This window comes from Blautia fusiformis, assembly GCF_020686995.1.
GTDB lineage: Bacteria > Bacillota > Clostridia > Lachnospirales > Lachnospiraceae > Blautia_A > Blautia_A fusiformis.
Map to the genome: position 1 here is coordinate 272962 of NZ_JAJEPT010000002.1, position 19596 is coordinate 292557.

At 45.9% G+C, this 19596-nt stretch carries 19 protein-coding genes and 1 riboswitch; all 19 genes read left to right on the forward strand.

Annotation, left to right across the window (positions count from 1 at the left end; all coding sequences use genetic code 11):
• The first annotated feature begins 81 nt into the window (after positions 1-81).
• Positions 82-196, forward strand: a riboswitch (FMN riboswitch).
• A gap of 275 nt (positions 197-471) precedes the next feature.
• The 19 genes from ribD (at position 472) to LKD46_RS03270 (ending at position 19594) form a co-directional block, all read left to right on the forward strand.
• Positions 472-1599, forward strand: coding sequence for a bifunctional diaminohydroxyphosphoribosylaminopyrimidine deaminase/5-amino-6-(5-phosphoribosylamino)uracil reductase RibD (gene ribD / locus LKD46_RS03180; RefSeq protein WP_110102469.1), 1128 nt, complete (start codon positions 472-474; stop codon positions 1597-1599).
• Entirely contained in the window at positions 1581-2234 is a 654-nt protein-coding gene (gene ribE / locus LKD46_RS03185; RefSeq protein WP_021650402.1) for a riboflavin synthase, read from the forward strand. The genes ribD and ribE overlap by 19 nt, the downstream gene beginning before the upstream one ends.
• Before the next feature lie 18 nt (positions 2235-2252).
• Positions 2253-3470 (forward strand): bifunctional 3,4-dihydroxy-2-butanone-4-phosphate synthase/GTP cyclohydrolase II, encoded by a 1218-nt coding sequence (locus tag LKD46_RS03190; protein WP_015524672.1) that lies wholly within the window; start codon positions 2253-2255, stop codon positions 3468-3470.
• 29 nt (positions 3471-3499) lie between these two features.
• Positions 3500-3973, forward strand: a complete 474-nt coding sequence (ribH, locus tag LKD46_RS03195; protein ID WP_006427673.1) for a 6,7-dimethyl-8-ribityllumazine synthase — start codon at positions 3500-3502, stop codon at positions 3971-3973.
• Positions 3974-3991: 18 nt separating this feature from the next.
• Positions 3992-4639, forward strand: a complete 648-nt coding sequence (locus LKD46_RS03200) for an HAD family hydrolase (protein ID WP_174087829.1) — start codon at positions 3992-3994, stop codon at positions 4637-4639.
• A 104-nt stretch (positions 4640-4743) separates the two neighbouring features.
• The gene (locus LKD46_RS03205; RefSeq protein WP_129974984.1) at positions 4744-5823 is read left to right on the forward strand and encodes a tetratricopeptide repeat-containing glycosyltransferase family 2 protein; all 1080 of its coding nucleotides are present in this window, start codon (positions 4744-4746) and stop codon (positions 5821-5823) included.
• A gap of 123 nt (positions 5824-5946) precedes the next feature.
• Complete coding sequence (locus LKD46_RS16845; protein WP_118368380.1) at positions 5947-6534, forward strand: collagen-like domain-containing protein; 588 nt, start codon at positions 5947-5949, stop codon at positions 6532-6534.
• A gap of 126 nt (positions 6535-6660) precedes the next feature.
• Positions 6661-8043 (forward strand): MATE family efflux transporter, encoded by a 1383-nt coding sequence (locus tag LKD46_RS03215; RefSeq protein WP_326928966.1) that lies wholly within the window; start codon positions 6661-6663, stop codon positions 8041-8043.
• Positions 8044-8182: 139 nt separating this feature from the next.
• Entirely contained in the window at positions 8183-9319 is a 1137-nt protein-coding gene (gene fliB, locus LKD46_RS03220) for a flagellin lysine-N-methylase (protein WP_110102324.1), read from the forward strand.
• Positions 9320-9458: 139 nt separating this feature from the next.
• The gene (locus LKD46_RS03225; protein WP_022426042.1) at positions 9459-9941 is read left to right on the forward strand and encodes a LeuD/DmdB family oxidoreductase small subunit; all 483 of its coding nucleotides are present in this window, start codon (positions 9459-9461) and stop codon (positions 9939-9941) included.
• A gap of 3 nt (positions 9942-9944) precedes the next feature.
• Complete coding sequence (locus tag LKD46_RS03230) at positions 9945-11195, forward strand: 3-isopropylmalate dehydratase large subunit (protein ID WP_110102132.1); 1251 nt, start codon at positions 9945-9947, stop codon at positions 11193-11195.
• Between the two features lie 44 nt (positions 11196-11239).
• Positions 11240-11731 carry a LeuD/DmdB family oxidoreductase small subunit gene (locus tag LKD46_RS03235; protein ID WP_021653000.1) on the forward strand — a complete coding sequence of 164 codons (492 nt, stop codon included), beginning with the start codon at positions 11240-11242 and terminating at the stop codon, positions 11729-11731.
• 19 nt (positions 11732-11750) lie between these two features.
• The gene (locus LKD46_RS03240; RefSeq protein WP_110102134.1) at positions 11751-12995 is read left to right on the forward strand and encodes a 3-isopropylmalate dehydratase large subunit; all 1245 of its coding nucleotides are present in this window, start codon (positions 11751-11753) and stop codon (positions 12993-12995) included.
• Between the two features lie 215 nt (positions 12996-13210).
• Positions 13211-14650, forward strand: a complete 1440-nt coding sequence (locus LKD46_RS03245) for a L,D-transpeptidase family protein (protein WP_110102136.1) — start codon at positions 13211-13213, stop codon at positions 14648-14650.
• Positions 14651-15024: 374 nt separating this feature from the next.
• Positions 15025-15819: a CoB--CoM heterodisulfide reductase iron-sulfur subunit B family protein gene (locus LKD46_RS03250; RefSeq protein ID WP_022426047.1), complete on the forward strand. Its 795-nt coding sequence runs from the start codon at positions 15025-15027 to the stop codon at positions 15817-15819.
• Complete coding sequence (locus LKD46_RS03255; RefSeq protein ID WP_015524685.1) at positions 15816-16205, forward strand: 4Fe-4S dicluster domain-containing protein; 390 nt, start codon at positions 15816-15818, stop codon at positions 16203-16205. The genes LKD46_RS03250 and LKD46_RS03255 overlap by 4 nt, the downstream gene beginning before the upstream one ends.
• A 4-nt stretch (positions 16206-16209) precedes the next feature.
• Positions 16210-18198: a CoB--CoM heterodisulfide reductase iron-sulfur subunit A family protein gene (locus tag LKD46_RS03260; protein WP_059085575.1), complete on the forward strand. Its 1989-nt coding sequence runs from the start codon at positions 16210-16212 to the stop codon at positions 18196-18198.
• Positions 18189-18632 (forward strand): hydrogenase iron-sulfur subunit, encoded by a 444-nt coding sequence (locus LKD46_RS03265; RefSeq protein WP_015524686.1) that lies wholly within the window; start codon positions 18189-18191, stop codon positions 18630-18632. The genes LKD46_RS03260 and LKD46_RS03265 overlap by 10 nt, the downstream gene beginning before the upstream one ends.
• A complete protein-coding gene (locus LKD46_RS03270) occupies positions 18620-19594 on the forward strand; it encodes a 4Fe-4S dicluster domain-containing protein (RefSeq protein ID WP_118368379.1) in 975 nt (324 codons plus the stop codon). Before LKD46_RS03265 ends, LKD46_RS03270 begins: the two co-directional genes overlap by 13 nt.
• Positions 19595-19596: the final 2 nt, after the last annotated feature.

A 19596-nucleotide genomic window follows, 5' to 3' on the forward strand; every position in this document is an offset into this window, starting at 1 on the left:
CAATGATAATATTCCGCATGGAATGAGTAAAATAAAAATTCCGCTTTACAAATGACAGATAAAGTATTAAAATAAACAAAAAGATATCTTCAGGGCAGGGTGTGATTCCCTACCGGCGGTAGAGCCCGCGAGCCGAAAGGTATGATCCGGTGAGATTCCGGGGCCGACAGTATAGTCTGGATGGAAGAAGATGATAGTACAGTTGATTTTTGTATGAATGAATGTAGTATCAGAGCTCTGAGATGGTGATCCATTTCAGAGCTTTTTATGTAGGAAATAATCAGACATTCATTTATTGATCATATGTAACAGATCAATTCCACCCTGCAGATATTTCTGCAGGCTTTTTTTGTATTTGGCACATCGTTTTCGAAATAAATATACCACTCACTTGCCTGTGAATCCGATTGCACAGGTCTAAAAGCCTCGGCGCACCAGGCAAAGAACAGGAATAAGAAAGAAGGAATAAAAATGACGGATCAGGAATATATGCTTCGGGCGATTCAGCTGGCCAAAAAAGGAGAAGGCTGGACGAATCCCAATCCGATGGTAGGGGCAGTGATCGTAAAAGACGGAAGGATCATCGGGGAAGGCTATCATAAAAAGTATGGAGAACTTCATGCGGAACGTAATGCAATTGCTTCCCTCACAGAATCAGCAGAAGGTGCGGTGATTTATGTTACGCTGGAGCCTTGCTGTCATCATGGAAAAACACCTCCATGTACGGAAGCGATCATTGAACAGAAGATCAGAAAAGTGGTGATCGGTTCCCGAGATCCGAATCCGAAAGTGGCAGGAAAAGGTGTACAGATGTTAAGGGAAGCCGGTGTAACAGTAGTTGAAGATTTTATGAGAGAAGAATGTGATCAGCTGAATCCGGTTTTTTTCCATTATATTACTACGAAAACCCCATACGTGGTGATGAAGTATGCCATGACACTGGATGGGAAGATCGCAACGAAGACAGGAGCATCAAAATGGATCACCGGAGAAGCGGCAAGAAAAGAAGTACAGCATATGCGGCATCAGTACATGGGGATCATGGCAGGTATTGGAACTGTGCTTGCAGATGATCCGATGTTGAACGTCCGGGTAGAAGGCTGGAAAAGTCCTGTCAGGATTGTGTGCGACAGTAAGCTCAGGATCCCGCCGGACAGTCAGATCGTAAAAAGTGCGGAAAAGTACCGGACGATCGTGGCTTATGCAGATCAGAAAAATACAGAAGAAAAAATAAAAATATTACATACCATGGGAGTTGAGACCATTTACTGTCCGGATGAAAAGGATCAGATAGACCTTAAAAAGTTGATGACAGATCTTGGAAACAGGGGTATTGACAGCATCCTCCTGGAGGGAGGCGGTACGTTAAATGACAGTGCCCTGCGAGCCGGAATTGTAAAGGAAGTACAGGCTTTTGTGGCACCAAAGCTGTTTGGTGGTGTGGCCGGGAAGACACCGGTAGAAGGTATCGGAGTTGAATTCCCGTCTGAAGCAGTAGAACTGAAATATACAGATATCTGCCAGATCGGTGAGGACATCCGGATAAGATGTCAGGTGTGTGAGAAAAAACAGGAGGAATCATGTTTACAGGAATCGTAGAAGAGAAAGGAAAAGTCCGTTATATACAGCTGACAGGAGAATCAGGGATCCTGGCAGTGAAAGCCCGGAAAGTCCTGGAAGGGACAAGGATCGGTGACAGTATTGCTGTGAATGGTGTGTGTCTGACAGTTACGTCGATCCAGCCGGACGGATTTACTGCCGATGTGATGGCAGAGACGATCAGAAGAAGCAGTCTTGGCAGTTGTAAAGCTGGAAGCCAGGTAAACCTGGAACGTGCAATGGCTGCAGATGGCAGGTTCGGGGGACACATAGTAAGCGGTCATATTGATGGGACTGGAGTGATACGTTCCATGCTCCGGGAAGAAAATGCCATCTGGGTATCAATTGAGACATCGCCACAGATCTTGCATCTGATCGTGGAAAAAGGATCCGTTTGTATTGATGGGATCAGCCTGACAGTTGCAAGGGTTGATGAAACTGGTTTTCAGGTGTCGGTCATTCCACATACAGGAGAAGAAACCACCCTTTTGGAAAAGGTGCCGGGGGATCTGGTTAATCTGGAAAATGATGTGATCGGAAAATATGTAGAAAAATTGCTTGGCATCAGAAAAAACGAAGAAGAGAAAAAAGAATCCGGAATTACGATGGAGTTTCTTGAAGAATTCGGGTTTTAGAACAGGAGGATATACAGTATGTCACAAAATTATCAGTACAACACAATTGAAGAGGCACTTAGGGATCTTAAGGAAGGAAAAATAATTCTGGTCACAGATGATCCGGACAGAGAAAATGAGGGAGATCTGATATGTGCGGCAGAGTTTGCGACCCGGGAAAATATTAATTTCATGGCGACTTATGCAAAGGGTCTTATCTGTACACCGATGAGTGCAGAAATTGCGGCGAGATTGAATTTTCCGCCGATGGTTGCTGAGAACACGGACAATCACAGCACAGCATTTACCGTGGCAGTGGATCACGCAGATACAACCACCGGTATCTCTGCGGCAGAACGCTCCTATACCATTATGAAGTGTGTGGATGATCAGTCAAAACCGGAGGATTTCAGAAGACCGGGACATGTATTTCCGCTTATTTCCAGAAAAGGCGGGGTTCTGGTACGAAATGGCCATACGGAGGCAACAACAGATCTTATGAGACTTGCCGGACTGAAAGAATGCGGCGTGTGCTGTGAAGTTATGAAAGAAGATGGCACTATGATGCGTACATCACAGCTATGGGAAATGGCAAAAGAGCATAACCTTACATTTATTACGATTCGTGATCTGCAGGATTATATAAGAATACATGAAAAGCATGTAAAGGAGGAAGCAGCTGCAAACCTCCCAACGCAGTACGGTGATTTTAAAATGTATGGCTATATCAATGACATTACAGGAGAGCATCATCTGGCACTGGTAAAAGGTGATCTAGGAGATGGTGAGGATGTGCTTTGCCGTGTACATTCGGAGTGCCTGACAGGAGATGCATTCGGATCGCTCAGATGTGACTGCGGCCTGCAGCTGCAGACAGCGATGCGCCAGGTAGAGGCGGAAGGCAGAGGGATCATTCTGTATATGAGACAGGAAGGCAGAGGAATCGGACTGATCAATAAGATCAAAGCCTATGCGCTTCAGGAACAGGGATATGATACCGTGGAGGCTAATGTGAAGTTAGGGTTTGCACCGGATCTCAGAGAGTACTGGGTTGGGGCACAGATACTGTCAGACCTTGGTGTGAAATCATTAAGATTACTGACCAATAACCCGGATAAAGTCTATGGGCTTGGCGAATTCGGGCTGAAGATCAATGAGAGAGTACCATTGGAGATTCCGGTACAAAAATATGACCGGAAGTATATGAAAACGAAGCAGGAAAAGATGGGTCATATTTTTAAGGAAATAAATTTATAAAAAACAGCAAATAGCAGGAGGAAGAAAAAATGAGACAGATCAATTTAGTAGAAGGAAAAGTAGTAGCACCGGAGGGAATGAAGGTTGGTATCGTGGCAGCGAGATTCAATGAGATCATTGTGAATAAATTATTGGGAGGGGCAGTCGACGGACTGGTAAGACATGGAGTAGAAGAAGAGAATATTACTGCAGCATGGGTGCCGGGAGCATTTGAGATTCCGCTTACAGCACAGAAAATGGCACAGTCAGGAAAATATGATGCAGTTATCTGCGTGGGAGCTGTCATTCGTGGAGATACTTCACATTATGATCTGGTGTGCAATGAATCTGCCAAGGGGATCGCACAGGTTGAACTTGCAACAGGGATCCCGGTCTTATTCGGAGTGATCACGACTGAGAATATCGAGCAGGCTATTGCGCGGGCAGGAAGCAAAGCGGGAAATAAAGGCTATGACTGTGCGTTATCTGCGATCGAGATGGTCAATCTGATGAAGCAGCTCTAATAGATAGGGAAATAAATGATGACAAAAACAATCATATTCGATTATGATGGAACGATCCATCATACCATTGGAATCTATGAACCGGCATTTCGTGAAACCTATCAGTGGCTGACAGAACAGAAGGCTGCAGAAGAACGGGAGATAGGCTCGGCGGAAATTGCCGGCTGGCTGGGATTTAACAGTAAGGAGATGTGGAATACATTTTTGCCGGAGCTGGATCAGAGCTATAAAGAGCAGGCGAGCAGGATGGTAGGAGAACTGATGGTCAGACAGATCAGGAAGCATAAGGCAGTGTGGTATCCGGGAGCAGAGGAGATGCTTACAGCCTTGAAGAACCGGGGATATCATCTTGTGATCTTAAGTAACTGTAAAGCTTCCTATCGTGAGGCGCACTGGAAGGAATTTGGGATGGAACGATGGTTCGATCATTTTTATGACTGCGAATCGTATGGATTCCGTCCAAAGACAGAAATTGTGCAGGAAATCATCCGGGAATATACAGGCCCTTATCTGGTGGTCGGAGACAGGAGGCAGGATCTGGAATGTGCCAGAGCCTGCAAAAGCCCATTTATAGGATGCCTGTATGGATATGGTGAGAGCGGGGAGCTGAACGGAGCAGATCGTCTTGCAGAACATATAGAGGATATACCACAGTTGGTGATATGAGGATGAGTTCAGCTTTATCCGAAAGTAGAAGCTGTACACTGACAGAAGGCATAGGACTGACGGGAACGGCATAAATATTATAAAAATCCGAAGGATCCTGAAATATGATTTCCCTCAGTCTATGTATGATCGTAAAAAATGAAGAAGCAGTTCTTGATAGGATCTTGAAGCCGGTTTCTCAGGTGATGGATGCGATCCTGATCGCAGATACCGGTTCTTCAGACAGAACAAAAGAGATCGCGGAGCAGTATACGTCGCAGGTGTTTGATTTTCCTTGGTGTGATGATTTTTCTGCTCCGCGTAATTTTCTTCTGGAAAAAGTCCGCACCGATTACTGGATGTGGCTGGATGCGGATGATGTCCTGGATGAAGAAAATCTGGAAAAACTGAAGAGTCTTAAAGAAACTCTGGATCCCGGAACAGATGTTGTAATGATGGAATATGCGGCAGGGTTTGACCAGAGCGGGAGAACAACATTTTCATATTTTCGGGAGCGGATAATGAAAACATCCAGAAATTTCAGATGGAATGGGGCAGTTCATGAAACTGTGATTCCGGAGGGAAATATCATTTATTCAGATGTGGTGATCCGGCACCGGAAATGTGGAAAAGGTGATCCGGACCGTAATCTTCGCATTTATGAAAAAATGCTGGCAGGAGGAGAAACGCTGGAACCCAGACATCAGCTTTATTATGGGAGAGAACTGTATTATCATCAGCGTTATCCGGAGACAGAGGCTGTGTTGGTGGAGTTCCTGAAAAATCCATCCGGATGGCTGGAAAATAAGATCGATGCCTGTTTTGTACTTGGACAGTGCTACCGGAAAATGGGAGAAAAAAAGTACGCACTGGAAGCTTTTCTGTACAGTCTGACTATGGATGTGCCGAGGGCGGAAATCTGTTGTGAGGTCGGAAAGATTTTTCTGGAAAGAGAGCTTCCCAGACAGGCTGGCTATTGGTATGGGCAGGCGCTTACTGTGCCGTCAGATAAGAAAAAATGTGGATTTTTTATGGCTGAGTGTCATGGATTTGTGCCATATATGCAGCTTTGCGTTTGTTATGATAAGATGGGATGTCCGGAGCAGGCATTCTTTTTTCATAAGAAAGCGAAGGGACTGAAGCCGGAAGATCCGGGAGTATTGTATGACCAGAAATATTTCTGGGAAAAATATGGTCTGGTATAAAAGAAAAGATATCTTTATTATATTTTTCCTGGCAGGGTACAAGCTTGCGGGGATCCTATGCACAGGTAAAAGCTGTTGTCATATACTGTAGGGAAAGTTATTTTCCTATGAGGTGATCGAAGAATGCTGTTCAGGCATCGAAAACGTAAGGAAATGGAAATGCAGCAGGACAGTCATGAGGATTTGTCCTGTATGTCCTGTTATGGAAATCATAGTTCCTGTGGATGTGACAGATGTGGAGCAAGAGGCTGCCCAGGCCCTGTGGGACCTACAGGACCAACCGGTCCCAGAGGCTGTCCGGGAGTTCCGGGTCCTATGGGTCCTCAGGGACCGCAGGGGGAACCGGGAATACAGGGATATACGGGAGCCACGGGCCCGGCTGGAGCAACGGGTCCAGCGGGAGTCATCGGTCCGACGGGAGCAACAGGAGCCACCGGTCCTGCAGGAGTAACAGGTCCGACGGGAGCAACGGGAGCGACAGGAGCAACAGGAGCCACGGGTCCAGCGGGAACGACGGGGGTAACAGGTCCGGCTGGTGCGATCGGAGCCACGGGTCCAGCAGGTCCAACAGGAGCAACAGGAGCCACCGGCCCTGCCGGAACAGTAACCCCGGCAGCTGCTGTTGGAAATGCAACAACGGTAGATGATATTGTGGAGGATTTTAATGCACTTCTTGCAAACCTTCGTGATGCAGGACTCCTGGAAAGATAGTGAAATGATAAACACACGTTACTGTGCGGCTGCGTATTTTATGCAGCCGCTGCATATTCTCCATAAAAATATTTCATTGTAGCTTTCCGATGAAAGGTGCTATAATATTCTTATGTAAGTATGAACATGGGGGATGAAATCGTGAAAAAAAACAAGTATGAGATCGATATGTGTAATGGGTCGATCATGGACAAGCTGATTTCGTTTTCACTGCCGCTGATGCTGTCCGGTATCCTGCAGCTGATGTTCAATGCAGTGGATATCGTGGTAGTGGGACGTTTCAGCGGAAGTGAGGCGCTGGCGGCAGTAGGCTCCACTACCGCACTGATCAATGTGTTTACCAACCTTTTTATCGGGATTTCTCTTGGTGCCAATGTGCTGGCAGCCAGATTTTATGCTGCCGGTAAGGATGAAGAAATGTCAGAAACAGTACATACATCGATCCTGCTGGCTCTGATCAGCGGGATCATCATGGCAGTTCTGGGAGTGATCTTTGCCAGAATCTGCCTGGAACTGATGGATACACCGGACGATGTGATCGATCTTTCTACTCTTTATATGCGTATTTATTTCCTGGGAATGCCGTTTTTTATGCTGTATAACTATGGTGCGGCGATCCTGCGTGCTGTGGGAGATACCAAGCGGCCGCTGGTCTTTCTGATCATTTCCGGCTGTGCCAATGCGCTTTTGAATCTGTTTTTCGTGATCGTGTGTCATTTAAGCGTGGCCGGTGTGGGAATCGGAACGGTGATCTCTCAGCTGATCTCCTGCATTCTTGTCCTTCGGTGTCTGTATCAGACAGAGGGAAGCTATCAGCTGCGTTTTTCAAAACTGTCCATAAAGGGAGAGTACCTGAAGCAGATCTTCCAGGTGGGACTGCCTGCCGGGATCCAGAGTACAGTGATCAATTTTTCCAATGTACTTCTTCAGTCTTCTGTAAACTCCTTTGGTTCCATTGCTATGGCAGGATATACAGCAGCCAATAATATTTTTGGATTTCTGTATGTGTCCGTGAATTCGGTTACCCAGGCCTGCATGAGCTTTACCAGTCAGAATTATGGTGTGCGAAAACCGAAACGTATGGACCGGGTGCTTGTTGACTGTATGATCCTGTCCTTTGTCGTATCCTTTGCCATGGGCTGTGGTGCATACTTTTTCGGTCCGCAGCTTCTGAAGATCTATACGGAAGACCCTAAGGTTATCCAATGCGGAATGGAGATTCTTGCCTATACCACAGTTACCTATTTCCTCTGCGGACAGATGGATCTGTTTCCGGGAGCACTGCGCGGAATGGGACGCTCCGGTGTCCCCATGATCCTGTCTATTATCGGAACGGTCGGCCTTCGAATTGTGTGGATTTTCGGAATTTTCCCGGCTCACAGATCACTGAAAGTACTGTTTATTTCTTATCCGGCATCCTGGATCCTTACGATCATCATGCAGGTGACCTGTTTCTGGTTTGTAAGGCGGAAAGTTCACAGGCAGCTTCTGGGAGAGACTGCAGAATAAAAACGAATACACAGAATATCAGAAAAAGCGGATAGAATTCCGCTTTTCTGTGTTTACGGGGAAAATAAAACAGGTCAACTCATGTCCATTTTGCAAACAGGAGACATTGGAGCTGGAAAATAAAGAATATGGAGGAAACATGGAATTATTAAAACCTGATTATTACGACGAATTTACCTGTATTGCAGACAAATGTACCATCAGCTGCTGCAGGGAATGGAAGATCAACATAGATGATGAAACCTACAGAAACTGGAAAACCATCCAGCCGCCGTCAGAGGTGCCCGGACACAGAAGCTGCCTGCAGGCCTATACCATGAAAAAGGACGGCAGCCGGATCATGAAGATGACGGAAGAGCACGACTGTCCTTTTCTTGCAAAGAACAGACTGTGCTATCTGGTAAGTGCTTATGGGGATTCGATGCTTTCAGAGACCTGCCAGATTTTTCCAAGGGAGATCCATGAATTTCAGGATCATAAGGAAGCGACCATGATGCCCTGTTGCCCGGCTGTCCTGGACATCTGGAAGGAGAAGAAAAGAATCGCTTTTCCGGAAACTCCAAAAGAAAAGGAACAGCCGCTTTTTCTTGTGCGCCGGAAGGTTATGGATCTTATAATGGATCCTGAAAAAACACCGGAGGAAATCCTTCTTGAAAGTTTTTATGTTCTGAAGGAACTTCACCGGAACATGCCGCTTACCACAGAGCTTGTGGAAGATTATTTTTCAGAGAAGACAATTCACCAGCTAGAAAGAGCTATCAGCGAGATAGACCTGCCTGTTCTGGATACTATGGACGAATGCAATGAACTTTTGCAGGATCTGGCTGTAAATTACTGGAAAGAAGGACTTTACCGGAAGTATCTGGAGCCGGTGACGGAGTTGGCGGAGGAATTATCGGAAGAGTATGAGGAAGAGGAAATGACGGAAGCCTGGGAGGATTTTTACCGGGAACTTCGTGCATATGAAAATCTTCTCCGAAGCTTTCTTACCAACGAAGTATATTCGGATCTTCTGACATCAGAAGGAGATCTGGAAGATGCCCTGGTTCATATGCAGTGGATCGGTATGGAATATGCCACCATTCGCCAGGCTGTTTTTCTCCGGTGGCAGAAAGAGGGACGGGGAGCACTTCCCTACGAAACACTCCGGGATTATATGGTGGTGATCTCCAGAATGACCGGATATGAGGAAGAAGATATCCGGGAATATCTTGAGAACAGTTTTGAAGAACTTCTGTGGGAGTGGGGATATTTTGCGCTGATCACAGGAAAATGACTTTATAACTTGAAGTTATATTAAGTATTAAAAATATACATTTTAATTATATGACGTTTTGTGTTAGAATATAGGACGAAAAGGGTAACAGAGGAATGTTAACCCGGAAATGGATAACAATCAGAAAGGAACTTGTTTTATGGATAAGGGAACAATTTTTAAATTTCATAATGACCTTGATACCGATCAGATCATTGCATCCCAGTATCTGCTTCTGCCGAATCTGGATGAAATGAAGGGCCACACATTTGAATCACTGGATCCGGATTTTTCCAAAAAGGTTAAACCGGGAGATTTTGTAGTTGGAGGAGAGAACTTCGGATGCGGATCCTCCAGAGAGCAGGCACCGGGTGTTCTTAAGGCACTTGGAGTAAAGGCAGTTATTGCGAAATCTTTTGCCCGTATTTTTTTCCGCAATGCCATTAATATCGGACTTCCGGCAATTGTCTGTAAGGATCTTCCGGATGCTGTGAAGACAGGAGATACCCTGGAGCTTCATATGTCCGAGGGAACTGCTGTTGCCAATGGTAAGACTTATTCCTGCACAAAACTGCCGGAATACATGCAGAATATACTGAATCAGGGCGGCCTTATCGCTTCTCTGAACCGTGAGGAGGAATAAGAGATGGGAATGACGATCGCAGAAAAAATCATCGCGGCAGCGGCTGGAGTGGACAGTGTAAAACCCGGAGATATCTATACAGTTTCACTGGATCATCTGATGAGTAATGACGGAACCACACATCTGACTGTTGATATGTACAACAATAAATTAAAAAATCCTCATATTGCAGATACAAAGAAGCTGGTATTTATCGTAGACCATAACGTACCGTCTGACAGCCCGAAAACAGCGGCATCCCAGAAAAAGATGAGAGATTTTGCAAGAGAAAATAATATTGATTTCTGGGAAGGAAAGGGTGTCTGCCACCAGATCATGATCGAAAATTATGTCCGTCCGGGACAGTTGATCTTCGGTGCTGACAGCCATACCTGTTCCTACGGAGCACTTGGTGCTTTCGGTACCGGTGTAGGATGTACAGATTTCCTTTACGGAATGGTAACCGGAACTTCCTGGGTCATGGTTCCGGAAACCGTAAAATTTAACCTGACAGGGAAGCTTCCTGAGGGCGTTTACGCAAGAGATCTGATCCTTACCATTATCGGCGAGATCGGGGCAAACGGCTGCAACTATCAGGCAATGGAGTTTACCGGTGAGGGCGCCAGAACATTAAGCATCAGCGACCGTATGGCACTTTGCAACATGGCTGTTGAGGCTGGTGCGAAGACAGGTATCTTTGAGGCTGATGATAAAGCTTTGGAATATCTGAAAGAGCATGGACGTGAGCCAAAAGCGGTATATCACAGCGATCCGGATGCCGTTTACGCAAGAGAGTATACCTTTGATCTTTCAAAAGTCCGTCCGGTTGTAGCGAAGCCAGACTTTGTTGACAATGTGGTTCCGGCTGAGGAAACCTGCGGCATCAAGATCAACGAAGCGTTCCTTGGCTCCTGCAATAACGGCCGTATTGAAGACCTCCGTGTAGGCGCAGAGGTGATCAAAGGCAAAAAAGTTGCAGAAGGCGTTCGTTTCCTGGTCGTTCCTGCAAGCCAGACCATCTACCGCCAGGCATTAAAAGAAGGCCTGATTGATATCTTCATGGAAGCAGGCGCTATTGTGATGAACCCGAACTGCAGTGTATGCTGGGGAAGCTGCCAGGGTGTGATCGGTGAGAACGAGGTTCTTATCAGCACCGGAACACGTAACTTCAAGGGACGTGCCGGACATCCGAGCTCCAAGGTTTATCTGGGATCTGCGGCAACGGTTACCGCATCTGCCATTGCAGGTGAGATCGCAACTGCAGACAGAGTATAAAAACCTCAGAAAAGATATTCAGGAATAAACAGGAGAATATACATATGGAAGCATTTACAGGAAAAGTGTGGGTACTGGGCGATGATATTGACACCGATATCATCATTCCGACCGAGTATCTGGCGCTGAAAACCATTGACGATATGAAACAGTACGGATTCAGTCCCCTTCGCCCGGAGCTGGCAGGACAGATCCAGAAAGGTGACATTATTGTAGCAGGAAAGAACTTCGGCTGCGGTTCCTCCAGAGAGCAGGCACCGGAGATCATTAAAGCACTGGGCGTACAGTGTGTTATTGCGAAATCTTTTGCACGGATCTTTTTCCGCAACTCCATCAACAACGGCCTTCTTCTTATCGAACAGCCGGATCTTCACGACAATGTGAAAGAGGGAGATGAAGTTACAGTTGTGATGAACGAGCATGTAGACCATAACGGAAAACAGTACCCGATTGCTTCTCTTCCGGAGAATCTGATGGATATTATTCAGGCTGGCGGACTTGTAAAAGCCATGCGCAAACTGAACGGTCTGGACTAAGACGGAAAGGAGAGAAATAATGGGTGAGACGATCATTGAGAAAATTATCAGACATAACACAGGCAAAGCAGTAAAGCCTGGCGATATCGTGACGGTCAATGTGGACAGAGTGATGATCCATGATATCTTTATTCCGTTTGTAGCGGAAAAATTTGAGGAGATGGGCTTTCAGAAGCTGTGGGATCCGGACAAGGTTGTTCTGATCTATGACCATCTTGTACCGGCAAGTCAGCAGGATGATACCAGACATTTCCATGTGGGAGATGCTTTTGCAGCTAAATATGGCATGAAAAACGTACACAGAAGTGACGGTATCTGTCATCAGCTTATGACTGAGGCAGGTTATGTTAAACCCGGTAATATTGTATTTGGCACAGACAGCCATACCACGACTTATGGATGTGTCGGTGCGTTTTCTTCCGGCATCGGTTACACAGAGATGGCCAGCATCCTGGGAACAGGAACCATGTGGATCAAGGTTCCGGAAACCATAAAGGTTGTGATCGATGGAGAACTTCCGGAGAATGTCATGTCCAAGGATATCATCCTCCGCCTGATCGGTGACCTTCGTGCAGATGGAGCTACTTACCGTGCTCTGGAATTTTGCGGAAGCACCATTGAAAATATGTCTGTGGCAAGCCGTATGACTATGGCGAATATGGCAATTGAGGCCGGTGCGAAATGTGCACTTTTCACACCGGATGAGAAGACAGCTGCTTACTGCAACGTAGAGCTTGATGATTATCAGAAGAGTCTTGTGGGAGATGAGGATGCTGTCTACATGAAGACCATAAGTTATAAAGCAGAGGATTTTGTGCCGGTAATGGCATGTCCGTCTCAGGTGGACAAGATCCGTGATGTCAGTGAGCTTCAGGGTGAGACCATCGACCAGGTATTCATCGGTTCCTGTACCAACGGACGTCTGGAGGATCTTATGGCGGCAGCAGAGGTGCTGAAGGGCAAAAAGGTTGCAGACTTTGTAAAGCTGGTCGTGACTCCTGCCAGCCGCAAAATTTACCGTCAGGCTATTGAGCTTGGCATTCTGGATACTCTTGCGGAAGCAGGGGCTATCATTACACATCCGGGCTGCGGACTTTGCTGCGGAAGGACCGGCGGAATCCTGACAGACGGTGAAAAGGTCGTGGCAACCAACAATCGTAATTTCCTGGGACGTATGGGAACTTCCAAGGTTCAGATCTATCTGGCATCTCCGAAAACAGCAGCAGCCTGTGCCGTTGCAGGCAAGATCGTAATGCCGGAATAAGAAGCAGAAGATCCTGAGAGAAATACTGTTGCCAGAAACAGATAAAGAAACGTATGAGAAAGACAGATTTTCGCAGAGGCGTCAGTCTGTCTTTTTTTACCGGATCAGAAGGATCCGGGATAAGTCATTTTTACAGAAAATGGGATTTATTGTATTATAATAACAGCCAGTGTGACAACATAACATATATTACATAAGACTCGAGGGATAAGGGTATGGAGAAAAGATCAACCATCAGTAAAAAGACACTGAAGATCATACTTGGAATCTGCATTGGCGTAACGATCCTGGCAGTGGCAGGGTTATTTGTCTATACATACTTGGCAGATCACAATACGCTGGGACGGAAGATTTCCATATGGGGAGTGGATGTTTCCGGACTGGATGCAAAGCAGGCAGAAGAAAAGATCACTGCGGAATTTGCAGATCGTCCGGTATCCTTTCAGGAAAATGATCAGGAAGTTTACAGTACAACTTTGAAAGAGCTGGGCTACAGTCTCAATGAAGAAGCCCTTCTGAGTAAGCTTACAGAAATTCAGAAACAGCGGGAAGAGAGCCGGAAGCTTTTTCCAAAGGAAGAAAATATAGAACCGGAATGTCAGATCGAGGAAGATGAGGAGCAGGAAAAGCAGGCTCTTGATCTTTCAAATTTCGGTACGGAAGAAAGAAAAGCTTCTGTTGATGCAGCCATTCAGTACGATAAGGAGAAAAAAGAATTCACCCTTGTGAAACAGGTACAGGGGACGGAGATCGATCCGGATAAGCTGGAGACTACCGTGGACACAAATCTGAACGCAGCATTTGATACGGCTATGCTTGGGGATACCATCACAGTACCGATCAACAAGCATGTGTATGTAAGCCCGACGGTCACTGTAACAGAGGATATGAAAAATAAGATTACAGATCTGAACAGCCAGCTGAAGAAATACCGCAGCAGTACAGTAACTTATACATTCGGAAGTGAAATGGCTGTTCTGGATTCCGATACGATCACATCCTGGCTGAAGGCTGAGGGGGAGACGCTGACTTTAGATGAAGAAGCCATTAAAGCCTACATCAGTGAGCTCGCCAACAAATACAATACCATTTATGTTCCCCGCATCTTTCATACATCTGCGGGAACGGATGTGACTATTGAGGGAAATGAGTACGGATACCGGATCGATCAGGACGGAGAGTATGCTCAGCTTCTGGAAGACCTGAAAAGTGGTACTGCTGTAACAAGAGAGCCTGTTTACAGCAAAAAAGGATACCAGAGAAACGGAACAGACGATCTGGCAGGCAGTTACATAGAGGTCAGTCTGGATGCACAGCATTTGTGGCTGTATAAGGACGGATGCCTTGTGACGGAAACAGATATTGTCAGCGGTAAGCCGGTGAAGGGGCGTGAAACATATCGTGGTGCATGGCCGATCGCCTACAAGGCGAGTCCCTTTAACCTTACCAGCAATGAATATGGTTACGATGTAAAGGTTAATTACTGGATGCCTTTTGTCTACGGACAGGGACTTCATGATGCGTCCTGGCAGTCATCCTTTGGCGGGAACCGTTATAAAACTAACGGAAGCCACGGCTGCATCAATCTGCCTAAGGATCAGGCAGCACTGATTTATAACACTATTGATGCAGGTTATCCGATTATTATTTACTGATATGAGCAAAAAAGCCTCGGAGAGATCCGGAGCTTTTTTTATGTCTGAAAATGAAAATTATTATGGAAGCAGGATAGTAAATGATAAGGTTTTTCAAAAGTACGTTAAAAAAAACACAAAAAATATTGAAAAAGTCTTGTCGAAACAGAAATAACGTGATATGATGATTTCGGAAATCGAGCTAATACACTTCTTAATTGCGGAGGAAGAGTGTTTTTCTCTTTTATTTGGGTGCAAATTGATAAAAAAACTCAAATAAGTGTTAGTTGAGATTTCATTTTTTTATTCATGTATCGTTAAAAAAAAGACAATATATGAACAAGAATATCTACTATAAACGTCAGATTTTAGACTAAGAAAGGATAATGAAAGGTATGAAGTACAGTTATTATCCGGGTTGCACCCTGAGAACAAAGGCCAAAGATCTGGATGAGTATGCCAGAGCCAGTGCCACAGCCCTTGGGTTTGAGCTTGAGGAGATCGAGGACTGGCAGTGTTGTGGTGGTGTTTATCCGCTTGGCACAGACGAGATCGCCACAAAGCTTTCTTCCGTCCGTGCGTTAAACCAGGCAAAAGAAAAAGGCCAGGATCTGGTGACGATCTGTTCAGCCTGTCATCATGTGATCAAGCGTGTCAATGATGATATGAAAAATGTGGAAGATATCCGGACCAGAGCCAACAATTATATGCAGTTGGAAGCTCCCTATGAAGGAGAGACAACCGTTCTCCATTATCTGGAGGTTCTCCGGGACAGAGTCGGTTTTGATAAACTGAAAGAAAAAGTAGTAAATCCTTTTACCGGAAAGAAGATCGGAGCCTATTACGGATGTCTGCTTCTGAGACCTGGAAAGATCATGGCATTTGATGATCCGGAAAATCCAAGGATCATGGAGGATTTTATCCGTGCCCTTGGCGCTGAGCCTGTGATCTATCCTTACAGAAATGAATGCTGTGGAGGATATATATCCCTGAAAGAAAAAGAAATGTCACAGAATATGTGTGAAAAGATTGAAGAAAGCGCAGCAGGCTTTGGCGCAGATATGCTGATCACTGCCTGTCCGCTCTGCAAATACAATCTGAATAAAAATTCCGGAAATAAAATGCCGGTTTACTATTTTACAGAGCTTCTGGCAGAAGCCCTTGGCGTCAAAGAGGAGGTGGCAAAATGAGAGATAACCATTCTGCTGCGGAAAAAATAAAGGAGATCAGCGGGACCAATCCTCTGAAATGTATGAAGTGTGGCAAATGCTCTGCTACCTGCCCATCCTTTGACGAGATGGATATCAAGCCTCATCAGTTTGTGTCCTACGTGATCAATGAAAATATCGAAGCACTTGTAAATTCAGCATCCCTGTGGAAATGTCTTTCCTGTTTTGCCTGTGTGGAGCGCTGTCCGCGAGACGTAAAACCCGGAAAGATCATTGACGGGGCAAGACAGCTGGTTGTTCGGGAAAAAGGCGGAGACTATCTTTCACCAAATGAAATTCCGGAGCTTCTTGATCCGGAGCTTCCTCAGCAGCTGCTTGTAAGTGCGTTCAGAAGATACAGGAGGTGAGAAAGTGCAGAGAATCGGTGTATTTGTCTGTCATTGCGGAAGTAATATTGCCGCTACGGTAGACGTGAAAAAGGTTGTGGAGATCATTGCAAAAGAGCCAGGAGTTGTCCATGCAGAAGATTATCAGTATATGTGTTCTGAAGCAGGACAGTCCAGGATCCAGGAAGCCATCCGTGAAAAAAATCTCACAGGAGTGGTTGTCTGTTCCTGTTCTCCGCGTATGCATGAGGCAACTTTCCGTAAAGCAGCGGAAAAGGCCGGCCTGAATCCATATATGGTGGAGATCGCAAATATCCGTGAGCACTGTTCCTGGATCCACAAGGATATGCAGGAGGCTACGGAGAAGGCCGTGATCCTTGCAAGAGCAGCAGTAGCAAAAGTCAATTTAAATGCTCCTCTTCAGCCGGGAGAAAGCCAGGTTACAAAGAGAGCCCTGATCATCGGAGGCGGTATCGCCGGAATCCAGACGGCTCTTGATATTGCCGATGCAGGCTATGAAGTTGATATTGTGGAAAAAACACCAAGTATCGGCGGAAGAATGTCACAGCTTGACAAAACCTTCCCTACTCTGGATTGCTCCGCATGTATCCTTACTCCAAAAATGGTAGAGGCTGCAGCTCACGAAAAGATCAATATCTATACATACAGTGAAGTAGAAAAAGTTGCAGGTTTTGTAGGAGATTTTACTGTTGATATCCGCAAAAAAGCGCGAAGTGTCAACATGGACAAATGTACAGGCTGTGGAGTCTGCCAGGAAAAATGTCCTTCCAAAAAGATTCCAAATGAGTTCAACAGAGGGCTGAACAACCGGTCAGCTATTTATACTCCGTTTGCACAGGCGATTCCAAATGTTCCTGTGATCGACAGAGAGCATTGCCTGAAATTTAAGACAGGCAAATGTGGTGTCTGCTCCAAAGTATGTCAGGCAGGAGCCATTGATTACGACCAGCAGGATGAGATCGTAACACAGAAATACGGAGCAATCGTGGTGGCAACCGGATTTGATACCATCAAGCTTGACAAATATGATGAATACGCATACAGCCAGAGCAAGGATGTGATCACATCTCTGGAGCTGGAGCGTATCATGAATGCTGCAGGACCTACAAAAGGACATCTTGAGCGTCTTTCCGATGGAAAAGCACCGAAGGAGATCGTATTTATCCAGTGTGTTGGAAGCCGTTGCTCCGATGACCGTGGAAAGCCATACTGTTCCAAGATCTGCTGTATGTACACAGCTAAGCATGCCATGCTGATCCGTGATAAATATCCGGATACCAATGTGACGGTATTTTATATTGATGTCCGTACACCTGGTAAAAACTTCGATGAGTTTTACAGAAGAGCAGTTGAGCAGTATAACGTAAACTACATCAAAGGTCAGGTAGGAAAAGTAATTCCGCAGCCGGATGGAACACTTCTTGTTCAGGGCTCGGATCTTCTTGATAATAAGCAGATCTTCAAGAAAGCAGATATGGTAGTTCTTGCAACAGCCATTGAGCCAAATCCGGATGTACGTAAGATCGCTACCATGCTTACTGCAAGTATTGACACCAACAATTTCCTTACAGAAGCTCATGCAAAGCTTCGTCCTGTAGAATCACCGACAGCAGGAATTTTCCTTTCCGGTGTATGCCAGGGACCAAAGGATATCCCGGAGACAGTTGCCCAGGCAGGAGCTGCGGCTGTTAAGGCCATAGGACTTCTTGCAAAGGACAAGCTGACAACCAATCCATGTACGGCAAAATCCGACGAGCTTCTCTGTAACGGATGCTCTACCTGTGCAAATGTATGTCCTTACGGAGCGATTTCCTATGAGGAGAAACAGGTCAACGATCACGGTATCCGTGAGACAAGAAGAGTTGCGGTTGTCAATACAGCACTTTGCCAGGGCTGCGGTGCCTGCACAGTAGCCTGCCCGTCAGGAGCCATGGACCTTCAGGGCTTCTCCAACAGACAGATTATCGCGGAGGTGGATGCAATATGTCGATAGAAACAAAGGAAGAATTCAGACCAAAGATCGTGGCATTCTGCTGTAACTGGTGTAGCTACGCCGGAGCAGACCTTGCCGGAAGCAGCCGTTTAAGCTATCCGGCGGATGTAAAGATCATCCGTGTTCCATGTTCCTGCCGTGTCAATCCCATGTTCATCCTCCGTGCCTTTGAAAAAGGAGCCGATGGTGTGATCATGTGCGGATGCCATCCGGGAGACTGCCATTACAGTACCGGAAACTATTATGCAAGAAGACGTATGACACTTCTGTTTTCAATGCTGGATTATATTGGGGTGGAAAACGGAAGAACACGTGTGGAATGGGTATCTGCCGCAGAAGGCGTGAAATTTTCACAGACTATGAATGAGTTTGTTGAGAAGATCCATTCACTTGGTAAAAACGTGAGATTGGAGGATATAAGATGCAGGAGCTGATAAAACGTGCAAAAGAACTGCTTGCAGATGGCACGGTAGTCCGGGTTCTTGGGTGGAAAGCCGGAGATCTTGCCTTTAATCCGGAACCAGCCTATTTTGAAACACCGGAATCTCTGGAGGATTTTGTCTATGATGGATTCTGCGGTGCCAATTTAAGCAAATATATGATCGAAGCTTCCAAGCTGGAAGGAAAAACCATGGTCTGTCTGAAGCCCTGCGATACATATAGCTTTAACCAGCTTTTGAAAGAGCATCGTGTAGACAGAGAAAAAGCCTATATCGTAGGTGTTGGCTGTAAAGGAAAGCTGGATATTGAAAAGATCCGCAAAATGGGGATCAAGGGTATCCGGGGAATTTCCGGAACAGAGATTACCGGAGATGCAGAGACATTGACTGTGGATACTGTTTACGGAGAAAAAACCTGTGCATACAAAGATGCCATGCTGGAACGCTGCCATGTATGTAAAGGAAAAGAGCATAAAATTTACGATGAACTGATTGGTGAGTCAAAGGAGACAAAGGACGCTGACCGTTTCGCAGAAGTTGAGCGGATCGAGGCAATGAGTCCGGAAGAAAAATTTGCATTCTGGCAGAGCGAGCTGAGTAAATGTATCCGCTGTAATGCCTGCCGTAATGTATGTCCGGCCTGCAGCTGCCGCAAATGCGTTTTTGACAGCAACAAGTTCGACAGCGCCCAGAAGGCAAATGTGGATTCCTTTGAGGAAAAGATGTTCCATGTGATCCGTGCCTTCCATGTAGCCGGAAGATGTACGGACTGTGGCGAGTGCAGCAGAGTCTGCCCGCAGGGAATTCCCCTTCATCTGTTTAACCGTAAGTTTATCAAGGATATTGATAAATTTTACGGTGAGTACCAGGCAGGCGAGGATGCGGAGTCAAAGGGTCCGCTTACCAGCTTTACCTTTGAGGATGTAGAGCCAGGGATCGTGGCAGAAAGGGGATAATG